16 protein-coding genes and 2 pseudogenes are annotated in these 13,321 nt (G+C 68.0%); 3 read left to right on the plus strand and 15 right to left on the minus strand.

All coding sequences use genetic code 11. The features are described from left to right. Positions 1-222: 222 nt before the first annotated feature. From FBY21_RS22185 to ubiE, 14 genes and pseudogenes are all read right to left on the minus strand, one after another. Positions 223-645 carry a UPF0158 family protein gene (locus tag FBY21_RS22185; protein ID WP_069565327.1) on the minus strand — a complete coding sequence of 141 codons (423 nt, stop codon included), beginning with the start codon at positions 643-645 and terminating at the stop codon, positions 223-225. Between the two features lie 55 nt (positions 646-700). Then, entirely contained in the window at positions 701-1,564 is an 864-nt protein-coding gene (locus tag FBY21_RS30350) for a methyl-accepting chemotaxis protein (protein ID WP_409563821.1), read from the minus strand. Further along, positions 1,556-2,641 (minus strand): annotated as a pseudogene (locus FBY21_RS30355) (methyl-accepting chemotaxis protein); the annotation flags it as partial. The pseudogene FBY21_RS30355 and the gene FBY21_RS30350, both read right to left, overlap by 9 nt. 205 nt (positions 2,642-2,846) lie before the next feature. Continuing rightward, on the minus strand, positions 2,847-3,710 hold the full coding sequence (locus tag FBY21_RS30360; RefSeq protein WP_371320947.1) for a methyl-accepting chemotaxis protein: 864 nt from the start codon (positions 3,708-3,710) through the stop codon (positions 2,847-2,849). After that, positions 3,705-4,766, minus strand: a pseudogene (locus FBY21_RS30365) (methyl-accepting chemotaxis protein); the annotation flags it as partial. The pseudogene FBY21_RS30365 and the gene FBY21_RS30360, both read right to left, overlap by 6 nt. 86 nt (positions 4,767-4,852) lie before the next feature. Further along, a complete protein-coding gene (locus tag FBY21_RS22200; protein WP_142013704.1) occupies positions 4,853-5,560 on the minus strand; it encodes a 16S rRNA (uracil(1498)-N(3))-methyltransferase in 708 nt (235 codons plus the stop codon). Then, positions 5,557-6,342: a twin-arginine translocase subunit TatC gene (tatC, locus tag FBY21_RS22205; RefSeq protein WP_142013706.1), complete on the minus strand. Its 786-nt coding sequence runs from the start codon at positions 6,340-6,342 to the stop codon at positions 5,557-5,559. The genes FBY21_RS22200 and tatC overlap by 4 nt, the downstream gene beginning before the upstream one ends. Further along, positions 6,339-6,833: a Sec-independent protein translocase protein TatB gene (tatB, locus tag FBY21_RS22210; RefSeq protein WP_142013708.1), complete on the minus strand. Its 495-nt coding sequence runs from the start codon at positions 6,831-6,833 to the stop codon at positions 6,339-6,341. The genes tatC and tatB overlap by 4 nt, the downstream gene beginning before the upstream one ends. Before the next feature lie 6 nt (positions 6,834-6,839). Beyond that, the gene (locus FBY21_RS22215) at positions 6,840-7,103 is read right to left on the minus strand and encodes a twin-arginine translocase TatA/TatE family subunit (protein ID WP_074973657.1); all 264 of its coding nucleotides are present in this window, start codon (positions 7,101-7,103) and stop codon (positions 6,840-6,842) included. Between the two features lie 24 nt (positions 7,104-7,127). After that, entirely contained in the window at positions 7,128-7,463 is a 336-nt protein-coding gene (locus tag FBY21_RS22220; protein WP_142013710.1) for a phosphoribosyl-ATP diphosphatase, read from the minus strand. Beyond that, complete coding sequence (gene hisI / locus FBY21_RS22225; RefSeq protein ID WP_044406666.1) at positions 7,456-7,857, minus strand: phosphoribosyl-AMP cyclohydrolase; 402 nt, start codon at positions 7,855-7,857, stop codon at positions 7,456-7,458. The genes FBY21_RS22220 and hisI overlap by 8 nt, the downstream gene beginning before the upstream one ends. A gap of 73 nt (positions 7,858-7,930) precedes the next feature. After that, on the minus strand, positions 7,931-9,526 hold the full coding sequence (ubiB, locus tag FBY21_RS22230; protein WP_142013712.1) for a ubiquinone biosynthesis regulatory protein kinase UbiB: 1,596 nt from the start codon (positions 9,524-9,526) through the stop codon (positions 7,931-7,933). Further along, positions 9,523-10,140: an SCP2 domain-containing protein gene (locus tag FBY21_RS22235; protein ID WP_044406672.1), complete on the minus strand. Its 618-nt coding sequence runs from the start codon at positions 10,138-10,140 to the stop codon at positions 9,523-9,525. The genes ubiB and FBY21_RS22235 overlap by 4 nt, the downstream gene beginning before the upstream one ends. Further along, positions 10,140-10,910 carry a bifunctional demethylmenaquinone methyltransferase/2-methoxy-6-polyprenyl-1,4-benzoquinol methylase UbiE gene (gene ubiE, locus FBY21_RS22240; protein WP_044406675.1) on the minus strand — a complete coding sequence of 257 codons (771 nt, stop codon included), beginning with the start codon at positions 10,908-10,910 and terminating at the stop codon, positions 10,140-10,142. The genes FBY21_RS22235 and ubiE overlap by 1 nt, the downstream gene beginning before the upstream one ends. 127 nt (positions 10,911-11,037) lie before the next feature. Between ubiE and FBY21_RS22245 the strand changes: the two genes are divergently transcribed. The 3 genes from FBY21_RS22245 (at position 11,038) to FBY21_RS22255 (ending at position 12,643) form a co-directional block, all read left to right on the plus strand. Next, positions 11,038-11,313, plus strand: a complete 276-nt coding sequence (locus FBY21_RS22245; protein WP_044406678.1) for a polyhydroxyalkanoic acid system family protein — start codon at positions 11,038-11,040, stop codon at positions 11,311-11,313. A 111-nt stretch (positions 11,314-11,424) separates the two neighbouring features. Then, positions 11,425-11,865 (plus strand): phasin family protein, encoded by a 441-nt coding sequence (locus FBY21_RS22250; RefSeq protein ID WP_044406681.1) that lies wholly within the window; start codon positions 11,425-11,427, stop codon positions 11,863-11,865. Between the two features lie 10 nt (positions 11,866-11,875). Then, entirely contained in the window at positions 11,876-12,643 is a 768-nt protein-coding gene (locus FBY21_RS22255; protein WP_142013714.1) for a phasin family protein, read from the plus strand. Positions 12,644-12,690: 47 nt separating this feature from the next. Here the strand turns inward: FBY21_RS22255 and FBY21_RS22260 are convergent, their stop codons facing one another. Then, the gene (locus FBY21_RS22260) at positions 12,691-13,308 is read right to left on the minus strand and encodes a TetR/AcrR family transcriptional regulator (RefSeq protein WP_044406688.1); all 618 of its coding nucleotides are present in this window, start codon (positions 13,306-13,308) and stop codon (positions 12,691-12,693) included. Positions 13,309-13,321 lie beyond the last annotated feature (13 nt).

Genomic DNA, 13,321 nt, shown 5'->3' on the forward strand with positions numbered 1-13,321 from the left:
CCCCTGCATCCGGCCCGACTGCGTCGGGTTCCCTCGCTTCACCGCCGCTCCAGGGGCCCGCGCTGACGGGCCATCCCTGGCCCGGCAGCGCTTTCGCGACATCCATGTCGCTCAACCCCTTCCACTGCGGCTTCGCTCGGCCTTCTGAAGGGGCCGTTTCCCGGCCCCACCATCGAAGCTGAGCAGAGCATTCAGTTGCGCATCAAGCTGGGTTCAAAGGCGTCAATGCAGGGGCACAGCCGCCTGCAATTCGTTGTCCTCCAGCCAGTCCTGCGCCAGCTCCCTCAGGCGGGCCGCTTCGAAGTGGTGCCAGGCTTCCAGCAGCACCGGGTATTCCATCAGCACGTGGCGGAAGGCACGGGCCGGTTTGCGGCCGGCCAGGGCCTGTTGCAGGGCGGTGTAGGCGTGGGGGTGGACGACTTCGTGGAGGAATTCCTCCATCAGCCGCAGCTCGTCGCCGTGGGTGAGGGGTTCCACCAGCAGGAAACGCTCCGGCTCTTCGCGCAGGAGGGTTTCCAGCTGGGGATCGGCATCCTCTTCAGGGATCAGCAGGACCTTGCCGGTGAGCAGGTCCAGGTAGTGGTCCAGGCCCTCGGTGGAGAGGGCGAAGGCCAGTTGGTCGAGGTCGATGGTCAGGGGGCGCATGGCTCGGGCCTCGGCAAGGGGGAAGGCCCGATCCTACGCCCTCCGGCGGGCGGTGTCAGACCCGGAAGCGCCCGACCATCTGTTGCAGTTCGTTGCCCAGGCGTGCCAGCTCAACGCTGGACGCGGCGGTCTGGTCGCTGGCGGCGGCGGTCTGCTCGGAGATGTCGCGCACGTTGAGGACGCTGCGGTTGATCTCCTCGGCCACGGCGCTCTGCTGCTCGGCGGCGGCGGCGATCTGCTGGTTCATCGACTGGATGGCCGAGACGGCGCCGGTGATGGAGGTCAGCGAGTCGCCGGCCTCGCGGGCCAGGCGCAGGGTGTCTTCGGTCAGCTCCAGGCTGCTTTCCATCATGCCGGCGGCCTGCTGGCTGCCGTTCTGCAGGCCGGCGATCAGCTCCTGGATTTCCTCGGTGGACTGCTGGGTGCGCTGGGCCAGGCCGCGCACTTCGTCGGCCACCACGGCGAAGCCGCGCCCGGCCTCGCCGGCGCGGGCGGCTTCGATGGCGGCGTTGAGGGCCAGCAGGTTGGTCTGGTCGGCGACGGTCTTGATCACGTCCAGCACGCTGCCGATCTTGTCGCTCTCGCGGCGCAGCTGCTGCACGGACTCGGTGGAGCGGCCCACTTCGGCGGCGAGGCGGTCCACCTGGCCGAGGGCTTGGCGCACCAGGCGGTCGCCCTGGGCGGCTTCGCGGTCGGCGGAGGCGGCGGCTTCGGAGGCCTGCTCGGCGTTGCGCGCCACGTCGTGGACGGTGGCGGCCATTTCGTTCATGGCGGTGGCGACCTGGTCGGTCTCGACCTTCTGCGCGTTCACGCCGGCGCTGGTCTGTTCGGTGACGGCGGAGAGTTCTTCGGCGGCGCTGGCGATCTGGGTGACGCCGTCGCCGATGCGCCCGATCAGCTGGCGCAGGTTGCCGGCCATGGCCTGGAGGGCGCGCTGCAGCTGGCCCAGTTCGTCCTGGCGATCGGCCTGCAGTTCGGCGCGCAGGTCACCGTCGGCGATGCGCGAGGCGAAGGCCAGCGCCTGGCGCAGCGGGGCGAGGATCTGCCGGCTGATGGACCAGGCGGCGAACACGGCGAGGCTGATGGCCAACAGGGTGCTAATGAGCAGTTGGCTGCGGGCGCTGGTGGCGTCGCTGCTGCGGGCCTTCACCTGCAGCTCGTAGATCCGGTTGCCCTGGTCGCGCATGGTCTCCGCGTGCTTGCCCATGGTGTCGATGGCGGCGCGGCTGGCCTCGACGCCCTGGCCGAACTGGCGCACGGCGCTGAGGTAGGCATCGAAGGAGGGGCGGGCGCGGGCCAGGTAGTCGGCGAAATCGCCGGTGGCCTGCTGCCTGAGTGCGTCGAGGTCGCGCTGCAACTGCGCCAGGGCGGCCTGGGCCGGTTGTTCGGATTCCGGGGTCTGCTGGAAGACGAAGCCACGCACCAGGTAGCGGATGGACAGCAGCTGCTGGTTGAGCCCGGTGATGGTGCGGGTTTCGTCCAGTAGTGCAGGGTTGGTCGGGTCGCGGGCGAGGTCGTCGAAGCGCCGCTTCTGCAGTTCGGCGAACTGGGCGAGTACGGCCTCGGCGGACTTGATCAGCACGGCACGGGCGGCGTTGCGGTCGTCCTGGGCGCGGACCAGTGCGGCGAGGGACTGGCGGTAGGCGTTGATCTCGCTGCGCAGTTGCTCCAGTCGGGTCCGGCCTTGGGCGGTGTGGGCGTCGGCCTCCAGGCGGTCGCTGATGGCGAGCATGGCGTCGATCAGCTGTTCGATGTTGCGGGCGTGCTGCAGGTCGCCGGTGCTGACGAACTGCAGGCGTTGGGCGCGGGCGTCCTTGATGGTGTTTTCCAGCTCGCTGACGGTGACCATCTGGTCGCTGCTGTCGATCATGCGGTCGATGCCGCGGATGCCGGTGAACATCACCGCCAGGGTGAGGAGCAGGACGAGGCCGAAGCCGAAGGCAAGTTTGCGGCCGACCCGCAGGTCGGCGAGCCGTTGTGTGCACCAGTGGTACATGGTTTCTCCCGGGAATGCGTAAGCCCGGCGGTGCGCGGGGCATCGCCGTGGCGGGTGAGGCGTCTGTTGGAGTTATTGGGAAAGGCGCTGCCGAGACGGCGGCCTGTGACGCGGGGGCGGGAGAGTAGCCGGCGCCCCGGGGCGCCGGCAAGAATATGGTGGCAGTTTGATATTTCGTCTGATGGCCGGCCCGGACGGCTTGCTATCAGACGCGGAAGCGGCTGACCAAGTCCTGCAGGCTGCCGCCCAGGCGGGCCAGTTCGACGCTGGAGGTGGCGGTCTGATGGCTGGCGGAGGCGGTCTGCTCGGAGATGTCGCGCACGCTGACCACGCTGCGGTTGATCTCTTCGGCCACGGCGCCCTGCTGCTCGGCAGCGGCGGCGATCTGCTGGTTCATGGCCTGGATGGTGGACACCGATTCGGCGATGGCGCCCAGGCGGCGGCCGGCGCGGCGGGTCAGTTCGACGGTGCTGTCGGTCAGCTCGCGGCTGGTTTCCATCAGGCTGGCGGCGCGTTGGGCACCGCTCTGCAGGCCGGCGATCAGCGCTTCGATCTCCTGGGTGGATTGTTGGGTGCGCTGGGCCAGACCGCGCACTTCGTCGGCCACCACGGCGAAGCCGCGACCGGCTTCGCCGGCTCGGGCGGCTTCGATGGCGGCGTTCAGGGCCAGCAGGTTGGTCTGGTCGGCCACGGTCTTGATCACGTCCAGCACGCTGCCGATGCGTTCGCTCTCCTGCTTGAGGTGGGTGACGGCGTCGCTGGAGCGGGTGACCTCGTCGGCCAGGCGATCCATCTGCTGCACGGCGTCGTTGACGGCCGTCTCGCCTTCGCGGGCCTGGCGGTCGGCGGCGCTGGCGGACTGGGAGGCGTCTTCGGCGTTGCGGGCGACCTCGTGGACGGTGGCGGCCATCTCGTTCATGGCGGTGGCGACCTGGTCGGTCTCGACCTTCTGGGCGTTCACGCCGGCGCTGGTCTGGGTGGTGATGGCGGAGAGTTCCTCGGCGGCACTGGCGAGCTGGGTGACGCTGTCACGGATGCGGCCGATCAGGTCGCGCAGGCTGGCGTTCATGCGCTGGATGCTGCCCTGCAACTGGCCCACCTCGTCGCTGCGCTGCACCACCAGGTCCCGGCTGAGGTCGCCGGCGGCGATGCGCTCGGCGGCGTCGAGGGTGTCACGCAGGGGCTGGGTGATCTGCCGGGTGATGAGCAGGGCGGCGAACAAGCCGAGCACCAGGGCGATGATCGAGGCCACCAGCAGCATGACGTGGGTCTGGCGGGTCTCGGCTTCGAGCTTGGCGTTCTGTTGTGTGTACAGGCGCGCACTGATCTCCAGCAGGCGCTGGCCCTGCTGGCCCATGGCGTCGAACTGGGCCTGGGCGTTGTCGTTGGCGCGGCGATAGGCGCTGATGGCGTCGCGGTAGGTCTTGAGGTTGCTGCCAACGCGGGCCAGGTCGGTGTCGTCGTTGCCCAGGGTGGCGGCCAGCTTGGCCTGGTTGCCGAGGGCGGCGTCCACGGCTTGCAGGGCGGCGTCCTGGAAGCTGGGGTCGTTGCTGAAGGTGTAGCCACGGACCTGGAAGCGGGCCTGCATTACTGAGAGGCGCAGGTCGGCCAGTTCGTGGAACTGGGTGAGGCGGCCGGCATCGTCGAGGGTGATGTCGGCGAGGACGCGCTCAATGAGGTTGCCGATGGAGGCCATGGCGGCGTCGGCGCTGGTGCCCAGTTGGCTGCGCGCGCCCTCGCGGGTCTGGTAGGCCTTGCCGAGCTCGGTGAAGGCGGCCTGGTAGGCCTGGGTCGCCTGGCGGGCCTGCTCCATGTGCTCGCGGTCGCGGGCGTCGGTGAAGTGCTGTTCGAGGGTGCGGGTGTGGTCGTTGATGGCCTGCACGCGCGCGCGTACACGCTCGGCGTTGTTGGCGTCCTGCTTGAGCTGGTAGGCCTGCTGGCTGATCTGCAGGTCCTTGGCCAGCTCGCTGAGGTTGGCCGAGTCCTGGAGTTTCTGGCCTCGATCCAGGGTCTCGTCGATGGCGAGCCAACCGGTGAGGGTGATGAGCAGGGTGAGCAGCAGAACGAGGCCGAAGCCGATGGCGAGCTTGAGGCTGACACTGAGGTTACTGAACCAGCGTGACATGCTTCTTCTCCTGGCGAACGCGGCAGAGAGGTTGAGGGAGGTGGAAGTTTATCGGCGGATTGCCGGGGCGCTTGATGGGGCGCCTGTCAGAACAGGCGGGCGAGCAGAGCGGTAACCGCCGTCTCGACCCGCAGGATGCGTTCGCCCAGTTGCACCGCTTCGAATCCGGTGGCTTGCAGCTTCTCGACTTCGTAGGGGATCCAGCCGCCTTCGGGGCCGATGGCGAGGGTGACGGGGCCTTCCACGGCCCGTGGGCAGTCCGGCCAGGGGCCGGGGTGGCCGACCAGGGCACGGGTGCCGGCGGCGAGGGCGGGCAGGCGGTCTTCGACGAAGGGCTTGAAGCGTTTCTCGATCACCACCTCGGGGAGCACCGTGTCGCGGCCCTGTTCGAGGCCGAGGATCAGTTGCTCACGGATGGCGGCGGGTTCGAGGAAGGGGGTCTGCCAGAAGCTCTTCTCGACCCGGTAGCTGTTGAGCAGCACCAGGCGTGGCACGCCCATGGTGGCGACGGTCTGCAGCACGCGGCGGAGCATCTTCGGGCGTGGCAGGGCCAGCAGCAGGGTCAGCGGCAGCTTGGCCGGCGGCGGCTGGTCGAGGCTCACCTGCAGTTCGGCGTGGTCGGCTTCCAGGACGGTCAGCCGGCCTTCGCCCATGGCGCCGCCGAGCAGGCCGACCCGCAGGCTGTCACCGGCTTCGGCGCGGTGCACGTCATGCAGGTGCTTGAGGCGGCGGCCACGCAGGAGGGCGTGGCCGGGGGCGACGAAATCGCCCTCTTCCAGCAGCAGGAGGTTCACGGGCGGGTGGCGGGCGGCTGGTCTTCGGGCGCGCTTTCCGGCGTGTCGTTGCGCCGGCGCACCAGGCCGCCGCAGAACACGCCGACCTCGAACAGCAGCCACATGGGCACGGCCAGGAGGGTCTGGGAGAAGATGTCCGGCGGGGTGAGGATCATGCCGACCACGAAGCAGCCGATGATCACGTACGGGCGGATCTTCTTCAGGTAGGCCACGTCGACCACGCCGATCCAGATCAGCAGCACCACCGCGACGGGGATCTCGAAGGCGACGCCGAAGGCGAAGAACAGCGTCATGACGAAGTCGAGGTAGCTGGCGATGTCCGTCATCATCGACACGCCTTCGGGGGTGACACTGGCGAAGAAGTGGAAGATCAGCGGGAACACCAGGAAGTAGGCGAAGGCCATCCCGGAGTAGAACAGCACGATGCTGGACACCAGCAAGGGCATGGCCACGCGCTTCTCGTGCTTGTACAGGCCGGGTGCGATGAAGCCCCAGACCTGATGCAGGATCACCGGCATGGCGAGGAACAGCGCCACCACCATGGTCAGCTTGAATGGGGTGAGGAAGGGCGAGGCCACGTCGGTGGCGATCATCGTCGCGCCTTCCGGCAGGTACTGGCGCAGCGGTGCGGAGACGAGGGTGTAGATCTTCTGGGCGAAGTAGAACAGCCCGGCGAAGATCAGGAACACCGCCGCGACGCAACGCAGCAGGCGGGTACGCAGTTCGGCGAGGTGCGAGACCAGGGGCATCTCCTGGTCGTATTCCGGCTTCTGGTCGCTCATAGGGGGCGGGGCGGCTGTGGCGGTTCGGCGGAGGGGGGCGTGGCAGCCGGCGGGGTCGCCAGCGGGGCGGCGACCGTGGCGCCGGACGCGGCGGGTGTCGTGCTGGGCACGGGCTGGGCAGCAGGCGACGGTGGGGCGCTGGCTGCCGCGACGGGAGCCGGTACCGGCTGCGGGGCGGCCGGGGTGGGCGAGGCCTCGGCGGCTTCGTCGCGCTGCGCCGGGTCGGCCAGCAGGTTCTCCAGGCTGGGCGGCACGATGCTTTCCTTGATCTGCCGCTCCATCGCCATGATCTGCTCGTTGTGCAGTTGGCGACGGATCTCGTCGGCGCCGATCTCGCGCTCCACTTCCTGCTTGATGGCGTTGAAGCTGCGTTTCAGGCGGCCGATCCACAGGCCTGCCGTACGTGCAGCACCCGGCAGGCGCTCGGGGCCGAGCACCAGCAGGGCCACGAGGCCGATCAGCAGCAATTCACCAAAGCTGATGCCGAACATGGCGCATCAGTCCTTGCGCACAGTCGGCTCTTCGACCTTGTGTGCCTGGCCGTCGATGGTGTGCGGCTGGTTCAGCGGGGCGGCAGTCGGCTGGGCGGCGGGCTGCTGGGGCTGCTCGGCCTTCTGCTCCTCTTCGGTGTTCATGGCCTTGCGGAAGCCCTTGATGGCTTCGCCGACGTCGGAGCCGAGGTTCTTCAGGCGCTTGGTGCCGAAGACCAGGACGACGACGATCAGAATGACCACCCAGTGTTTCCAGTCGAAAATACCCATGGTTTGCTCCTGCGTATCGATTCGTTAGGCGGAAGGCTGGCGGGCGGCTTTTTCAGCGTGCCCGGACAGGCCGAAGCGACGCTCCAGTTCTTCCAGTACGGCCTGGGGATGCTGGCCGAGGGCGGCGAGCATGACCAGGCTGTGGAACCAGAGGTCGGCGGTTTCGTAGATCAGGTCGCTGCAGTCGCCGCTGGTGGCGGCATCCTTGGCGGCCAGGATGGTTTCAACCGATTCCTCGCCCACCTTCTCGAGGATCTTGTTCAGCCCCTTGTGGTACAGGCTGGCCACGTAGGAGGAGTCGGCCGGCGCGTTCTTGCGGGCTTCGAGCACCTCGGCGAGGCGGGAAAGGGTGTCACTCATGTGCATGTCCTGCGTGGTAGATCGCGTCGGGGTCCTTGATGACCGCGTCGACGGTCTTCCAGCCGCCGTTCTCGTAGACGCGGTAGAAGCAGCTTTCGCGGCCGGTGTGGCAGGCGATGCCGCCGATCTGCTCGACCATCAGCACGATCACGTCGGCGTCGCAGTCCAGGCGCAACTCGTGGAGCTTCTGCACATGGCCGGATTCCTCACCCTTGCGCCAGAGTTTGCCGCGCGAGCGTGACCAGTAGATGGCACGGTTCTCGGCCACGGTCAGGGCCAGGGATTCGCGGTTCATCCAGGCCATCATCAGGATGCGTCCGGTCTTGTGGTCCTGGGCAATGGCCGGGACCAGGCCGTCGGCGTTCCAGTGGATGTCTTCCAGCCAGTCGTTCATGTCGGTTTCCACGAGCAGGCCGGGTGCGGGCCCGGCCGGGGGCAGTAGTGTGCCAGCGCTGGCGCGGCCTTGGCTATCGGCGAAGTACGAGATATAGACCACTGGCCAGCATCAGCCAGGCCGGCCAGGCGGCGAGGTGCTGCTCCAGGCCGGTACTGGCCGCGCCCACCAGCAGGGCGGCGCCGATCAGGCGCGGGGCGAGGCCGTCGCTGGAGCGGCGCCAGGGTGGTGGCGGGTCGCTGGCGTGGGGCTGGCTCATGCGCTCCAGCAGGTCGCGGGTCATGCCGGCCAGGTGCGGCACCTGCTCGACCTGGGCCTGCAGGTTGGACAGCAGGCTCTTGGGGCTGACGCGCTCGCGCATCCAGCGCTCCAGGTAGGGCTGGGCGGTGCTCCAGAGGTCGAGGTCGGGGTAGAGCTGGCGGCCGAGGCCTTCGATGTTGAGCAGGGTCTTCTGCAGCAATACCAGTTGCGGCTGCACTTCCATGTTGAAGCGGCGTGCGGTCTGGAACAGGCGCAGCAGCAGCTGGCCGAAGGAGATGTCCTTCAGCGGCTTCTCGAAGATGGGTTCGCAGACGGTGCGGATGGCCGCTTCGAAGTCGTTCACCCGGGTTTCCGCCGGGACCCAGCCGGAGTCGATGTGCAGCTGGGCGACGCGGCGGTAGTCACGCTTGAAGAAGGCGATGAGGTTGCGCGCGAGGTAGTCCTGGTCCTCGGGGGTGAGGCTGCCGATGATGCCGCAGTCGATGGCGATGTACTGCGGGTTCCAGGGCTGGCGGGTGCTGACGAAGATGTTGCCGGGGTGCATGTCGGCGTGGAAGAAGCTGTCGCGGAACACCTGGGTGAAGAAGATCTCCACGCCGCGTTCGGCCAGCAGCTTGAGGTCGGTGCGCTGGTCGGCAAGGGTGGCCAGGTCGGTGACCGGGACGCCGTAGATGCGCTCCATCACCAGCACCTTGGGGCGGCACCAGTCCCAGTAGACCTGGGGCACGTAGAGCAGCGGCGAGCCTTCGAAGTTGCGCCGCAGCTGGCTGGCGTTGGCCGCCTCGCGCAGCAGGTCGAGCTCGTCGTAGATGGTCTTCTCGTAGTCGCTGACCACTTCCACCGGGCGCAGGCGGCGGGCGTCGCTGGAGAGACGCTCGGCCAGGCGGGCGATGAGGAACAGCCAGGCGAGGTCCTGGCGGATCACCGGCTTGAGGCCCGGGCGCACCACCTTGACCACCACGTCTTCGCCGCTCTTCAGGCGTGCGGCGTGGACCTGGGCCACGGAGGCGGAGGCCAGCGGGGCGACGTCGAAGCGGGTGAAGACGTCGCTGATGCGGGCGCCGAGCTGCTCTTCGATCAGGCGCACGGCCTGCTCGGGGTCGAAGGGGGGGACCTGGTCCTGCAGGCGTGCCAGCTCGTCGGCGATGTCCGGCGGCAGCAGGTCACGGCGGGTGGAGAGCAGTTGGCCGAACTTGATGAAGATCGGCCCGAGGCCTTCGAGGGCCAGGCGCAGGCGCTCGCCACGGGTCAGCTGCAGGTCGCGCCGGGGGAACCAGCGCCAGGGCAGCAGGCAGCCGAGCATGCGCAGCCACCAGGGCAGCGGGAGGTCGAATATCAGGTCGTCGAGGCGGTAGCGGATGACCACGCTCTGGATGCGCAACAGGCGGCGGACGGCGAGCAGCTTCATGCGTCTGGGGGACTTTTCCGGGTCAGGCGACCGATGCGGGCTTCGAGACGGTCGAGATCGATCTTGAGACGGTCCAGTTCGGCGAAGCGGGCTTCCGCTTCACGCTGGCCCACCAGGGTGCGGGATTCCTCGGCGAGGTAGTCGGCGAGGTTCTGGCGCAGGCTGTCCAGGCTCTGCCCGGCCCAGCCGGCGCGGCTGCGCAGGTGGCCGGCGAGCAGTTGGGTGCCCACCGGACCGAGCCAGCGGGAGACTTCGTATTCCCAGTCCAGCTCCAGGTCCTGCAGCACCGCGGCCAGTTCCATGAGCGCAGCGCTGTCGCCTTCCAGTTCCACCTCGGGGCGGTGCAGGACGGCGGTCTTCTCCTTGCTCAGGGCCAGGCGCAGCAGGCTCGCGGCGGGGGCGCGCAGGGTGCAGTCGGCCGGTGCGGCCCAGTGGGCGGCGAGGACCAGGCCGTCGCCGCCGGGCAGCAGGTAGAGCTCCAGCGCGGGGGCCTGGCAGTCGATGCGGATCACCTTGCCTTCCAGGCGGGACAGCCGGGGCAGGGCGGTGGCGTCGAGGCGCAGGACCCGGTTGAGGCCGTGTTCGGCGCCGGCCAGCAGGGCCTGGGTGAGCATCAGGGCTTGATGCCGCGATGCAGGGCGACGATGCCGCCGGTCATGTTGTGGAAGGTGGTCCGCTCGAACCCGGCTTCCACCATCATGGCCTTGAGGGTTTCCTGGTCGGGGTGCATGCGGATCGATTCGGCCAGGTAGCGGTAGCTCTCGGCGTCGTTGGTGATCAGCTTGCCCATCAGCGGCAGCAGGGTGAAGGAGTAGGCGTCGTAGGCCTTGCTCAGCAGGTTGCTGGTGGGCTTGGAGAACTCCAGCACCAGCAGGCGGCCACCGGGCTTGAGCACGCGCAGCATGGAACGCAGGGCGGCGTCCTTGTGGGTGACGTTGCGCAGGCCGAAGGCGATGGTGACGACGTCGAAGTGGTTGTCGGGGAAGGGCAGCTTCTCGGCATCGGCCTGGACGAAGCTGACGTTGCCGGCGACGCCGCTGTCCAGCAGCTTGTCGCGACCGACCTGGAGCATGGAGGCGTTGATGTCGGCGAGGACCACTTCACCGGTGGGGCCGACCAGGCGGGAGAACTGGCGGGTGAGGTCGCCGGTGCCGCCGGCGATGTCCAGCACGCGGTTGCCCGGGCGCACGCCGGACAGTTCGATGGTGAAGCGCTTCCACAGCCGGTGGACGCCGCCGGACATCAGGTCGTTCATCAGGTCGTACTTGGCGGCCACCGAGTGGAACACTTCGGCGACCTTGGCGGCCTTCTGGCTCTCCGGCACGTTCTGGTAGCCGAAGTGGGTGGTGGGTTCGGCGTCGTGGCCTTTGCGCGGTTCGTTCATGTCGCTGCCCCGGAATAGAATTGGCGGCCATTCTAGGCTTGTCGGCCTGGTTTGTCTTGGGCTGCGCCCGGCGCCTGGAGTGGCCTGCTATAGTCGCGCGACCTTAAGTCGCAGTCCGGAGACACCCATGGCACGCATCCACGTCGAACGTTCCCACCAGCTCGGAAAAGCCGCCGTGCGGGAGAAGGCCGAGCAGCTCGCCGAGCGCCTGGCGCGCGAGTACGACGTGCGTTACCAGTGGCGCGGCGACACCCTGGAATTCAGTCGTAGCGGGGCTGACGGGCGCATCGAGGTGAGCGACGACAGGGTCAATGTCGAGGTGAAGCTGGGCCTGCTGCTGTCGGCCATGGGCGGCAGCGTGAAGCGCGAGATCGAGAAGGCCCTCGACGAATACCTGGCCTGACGGCCGCCGCACCCGTCCTGCGGCTAGTATGCGGTTTCTAATTTTCCTGGCTAACGTGCACCCCAAGCCCCGATTCCGGGCGAGTCCCCCACAATCCGCGTGAGGTGCACCATGGCCAAGGCAGCCACCGCCAAGAAGAAAGTCGAAGTAGAGAAGACCCCCGTTCTTTCCGACGTACGCCTCTATGCCAGGAAGATCTGGCTGGCGGGCCTAGGCGCCTACGCCAAGGCCGGCCAGGAAGGCGTCGACTACCTGCGTGAGCTGGTCAAGGCCGGCGAAGGCGTCGAGAAGCGCGGCCGCAAGAGCGTCGATGCCGGTGTCGAGGCGGCCAACAGCCAACTCGATTCGGTCAAGGGCAGCGTGCTCGAGAGCGTGGCGGGCGTGAAGGAAAAGGTCGAGGTCCAGATCGACCGCATCGAGAAAGCATTCGACAACCGCGTAGCAGTGGCACTCAATCGCCTCGGGATTCCCTCCCGCCAGGACGTTGAGGCACTCTCTGCTAAGCTCGATGAGTTGAGCGCATTGCTCGAACACGTCGCGCGAACCAAATAAGGAGAGCAGGATGGCTGGTAAGAAGAAAACCGCAAAAGAAACCAACTCCTGGATCGGCGAGATCGAGAAATACTCGCGCCAGATCTGGTTGGCGGGCCTCGGGGCCTATTCCAAGATCAGCAACGACGGCACCAAGCTGTTCGACACCCTGGTCAAGGATGGCGAGAAGGCCGAGAAGCAGGCCAAGACCGAAGTCGACAAGCAGGTCGATGCCGTCAAGTCCCGTGTCGGTTCGCGCGTGGATTCGGCCAAGTCCCGGGTCGATGAAGTGAAGGACAAGGCGCTCGGCAAGTGGAGCGAGCTGGAAGAGGCTTTCGACAAGCGCCTGAACAGCGCCATCTCCCGCCTGGGCGTGCCCAGCCGCAACGAGGTGAAGGAACTGCACGGCAAGGTCGAGGCCCTGACCAAGCAGATCGAGAAGCTGACCGGTGTTTCCGCCAAGGCGGTCAAACCGGCAGCCAAGCCCGCCGCCAAGGCAGCGCCGGCGAAGGCCGCTGCAGCCAAGCCGGCCGCTAAGCCTGCTGCCAAACCGGCGGCCAAGCCTGCCGCCAAGGCTGCTCCGGCGAAAGCCACTGCTGCCAAGCCGGCCGCCAAGCCCGCGGCTGCCAAACCGGCTGCTGCTAAGCCCGCCGCCAAACCGGCTGCGAAGAAGGCTCCGGCCAAGAAGCCGGCTCCGGCGAAAGCGGCGGCTCCGGCCCCGGCGGCTGCGCCCACTGCTCCGGCAGCACCGGCTCCGGCCGCTGCGGATGCGCCGAGTGCGGCAACGCCCCAGGCCTGATCCCCTCAGGTCACCTGAACGCCCGGCCCATGCCGGGCGTTCTCGTTTCAGGCTTCCAGGTAGCGACGGGCGAGGCCTTCGACGGCCATCCGCGCCTCCGGGCGCAGGTGTGGCGCCACCAGCATCATGATCTGGAAGACCACCAGTTGGCTCTCGCCGGCGCCGTTGCCGAGGATGCGCTGGTAGTCCAGCGAGAACAGCAGGGTGAGGGTGATCTGCTCCACCAACTGGCCGAGGGCGGGGGTGTCGCTCACCAGCTGGTCGTCCGCCTTCAGGCGCGCCAGCAGGGCGGCCAGGGTGCGCTTGAGGGCGTTCAGCCAGTGGCGCATGCCGCGTGCGAGCCGGGGCAGGCGCCCGGCCAGGTTGGACAGGTCCTGGAAGAGGAAGCGGTAGCGCGCCACCCGCTCGACGATCAGGTGCAGGAACAGCCAGTACTCCTCCACGTCCAGCCGGGCGCCATCGGGTGGGTCGAGCAGGGGCTCGGTCTCGGCCTGGAAGCGCTCCAGCAGCGCCATCACCAGCGGCTCCTTGCCGTGGAAGTGGTAGTAGAGGTTGCCGGGGCTGATGCCCAGCTCGGTGGCGATCTCCAGGGTGGTGACGTTGGGTTCGCCCTCCTGGTTGAACAGCGCCAGGGCGCATTCGAGTATGCGGTCGCGGGTCTTCATCCTGCCTTCTTGT

The sequence above is a fragment of the Pseudomonas sp. SLBN-26 genome (assembly GCF_006715895.1).
Taxonomy (GTDB): Bacteria; Pseudomonadota; Gammaproteobacteria; order Pseudomonadales; family Pseudomonadaceae; genus Metapseudomonas; species Metapseudomonas otitidis.

Bases quoted from the DNA above. Each gene is read 5' to 3' on its own strand.
- FBY21_RS22185 (WP_069565327.1), bottom strand. From the start codon at position 645: ATGCGCCCCCTGACCATCGACCTCGACCAACTGGCCTTCGCCCTCTCC.
- FBY21_RS30350 (WP_409563821.1), bottom strand. From the start codon at position 1,564: ATGGCCGGCAACCTGCGCCAGCTGATCGGGCGCATCGGCGACGGCGTC.
- FBY21_RS30360 (WP_371320947.1), bottom strand. From the start codon at position 3,710: ATGAACGCCAGCCTGCGCGACCTGATCGGCCGCATCCGTGACAGCGTC.
- tatC (WP_142013706.1), bottom strand. From the start codon at position 6,342: ATGAGCGACCAGAAGCCGGAATACGACCAGGAGATGCCCCTGGTCTCG.
- tatB (WP_142013708.1), bottom strand. From the start codon at position 6,833: ATGTTCGGCATCAGCTTTGGTGAATTGCTGCTGATCGGCCTCGTGGCC.
- FBY21_RS22215 (WP_074973657.1), bottom strand. From the start codon at position 7,103: ATGGGTATTTTCGACTGGAAACACTGGGTGGTCATTCTGATCGTCGTC.
- FBY21_RS22220 (WP_142013710.1), bottom strand. From the start codon at position 7,463: ATGAGTGACACCCTTTCCCGCCTCGCCGAGGTGCTCGAAGCCCGCAAG.
- hisI (WP_044406666.1), bottom strand. From the start codon at position 7,857: ATGAACGACTGGCTGGAAGACATCCACTGGAACGCCGACGGCCTGGTC.
- ubiB (WP_142013712.1), bottom strand. From the start codon at position 9,526: ATGAAGCTGCTCGCCGTCCGCCGCCTGTTGCGCATCCAGAGCGTGGTC.
- FBY21_RS22235 (WP_044406672.1), bottom strand. From the start codon at position 10,140: ATGCTCACCCAGGCCCTGCTGGCCGGCGCCGAACACGGCCTCAACCGG.
- ubiE (WP_044406675.1), bottom strand. From the start codon at position 10,910: ATGAACGAACCGCGCAAAGGCCACGACGCCGAACCCACCACCCACTTC.
- FBY21_RS22245 (WP_044406678.1), top strand. From the start codon at position 11,038: ATGGCACGCATCCACGTCGAACGTTCCCACCAGCTCGGAAAAGCCGCC.
- FBY21_RS22250 (WP_044406681.1), top strand. From the start codon at position 11,425: ATGGCCAAGGCAGCCACCGCCAAGAAGAAAGTCGAAGTAGAGAAGACC.
- FBY21_RS22255 (WP_142013714.1), top strand. From the start codon at position 11,876: ATGGCTGGTAAGAAGAAAACCGCAAAAGAAACCAACTCCTGGATCGGC.
- FBY21_RS22260 (WP_044406688.1), bottom strand. From the start codon at position 13,308: ATGAAGACCCGCGACCGCATACTCGAATGCGCCCTGGCGCTGTTCAAC.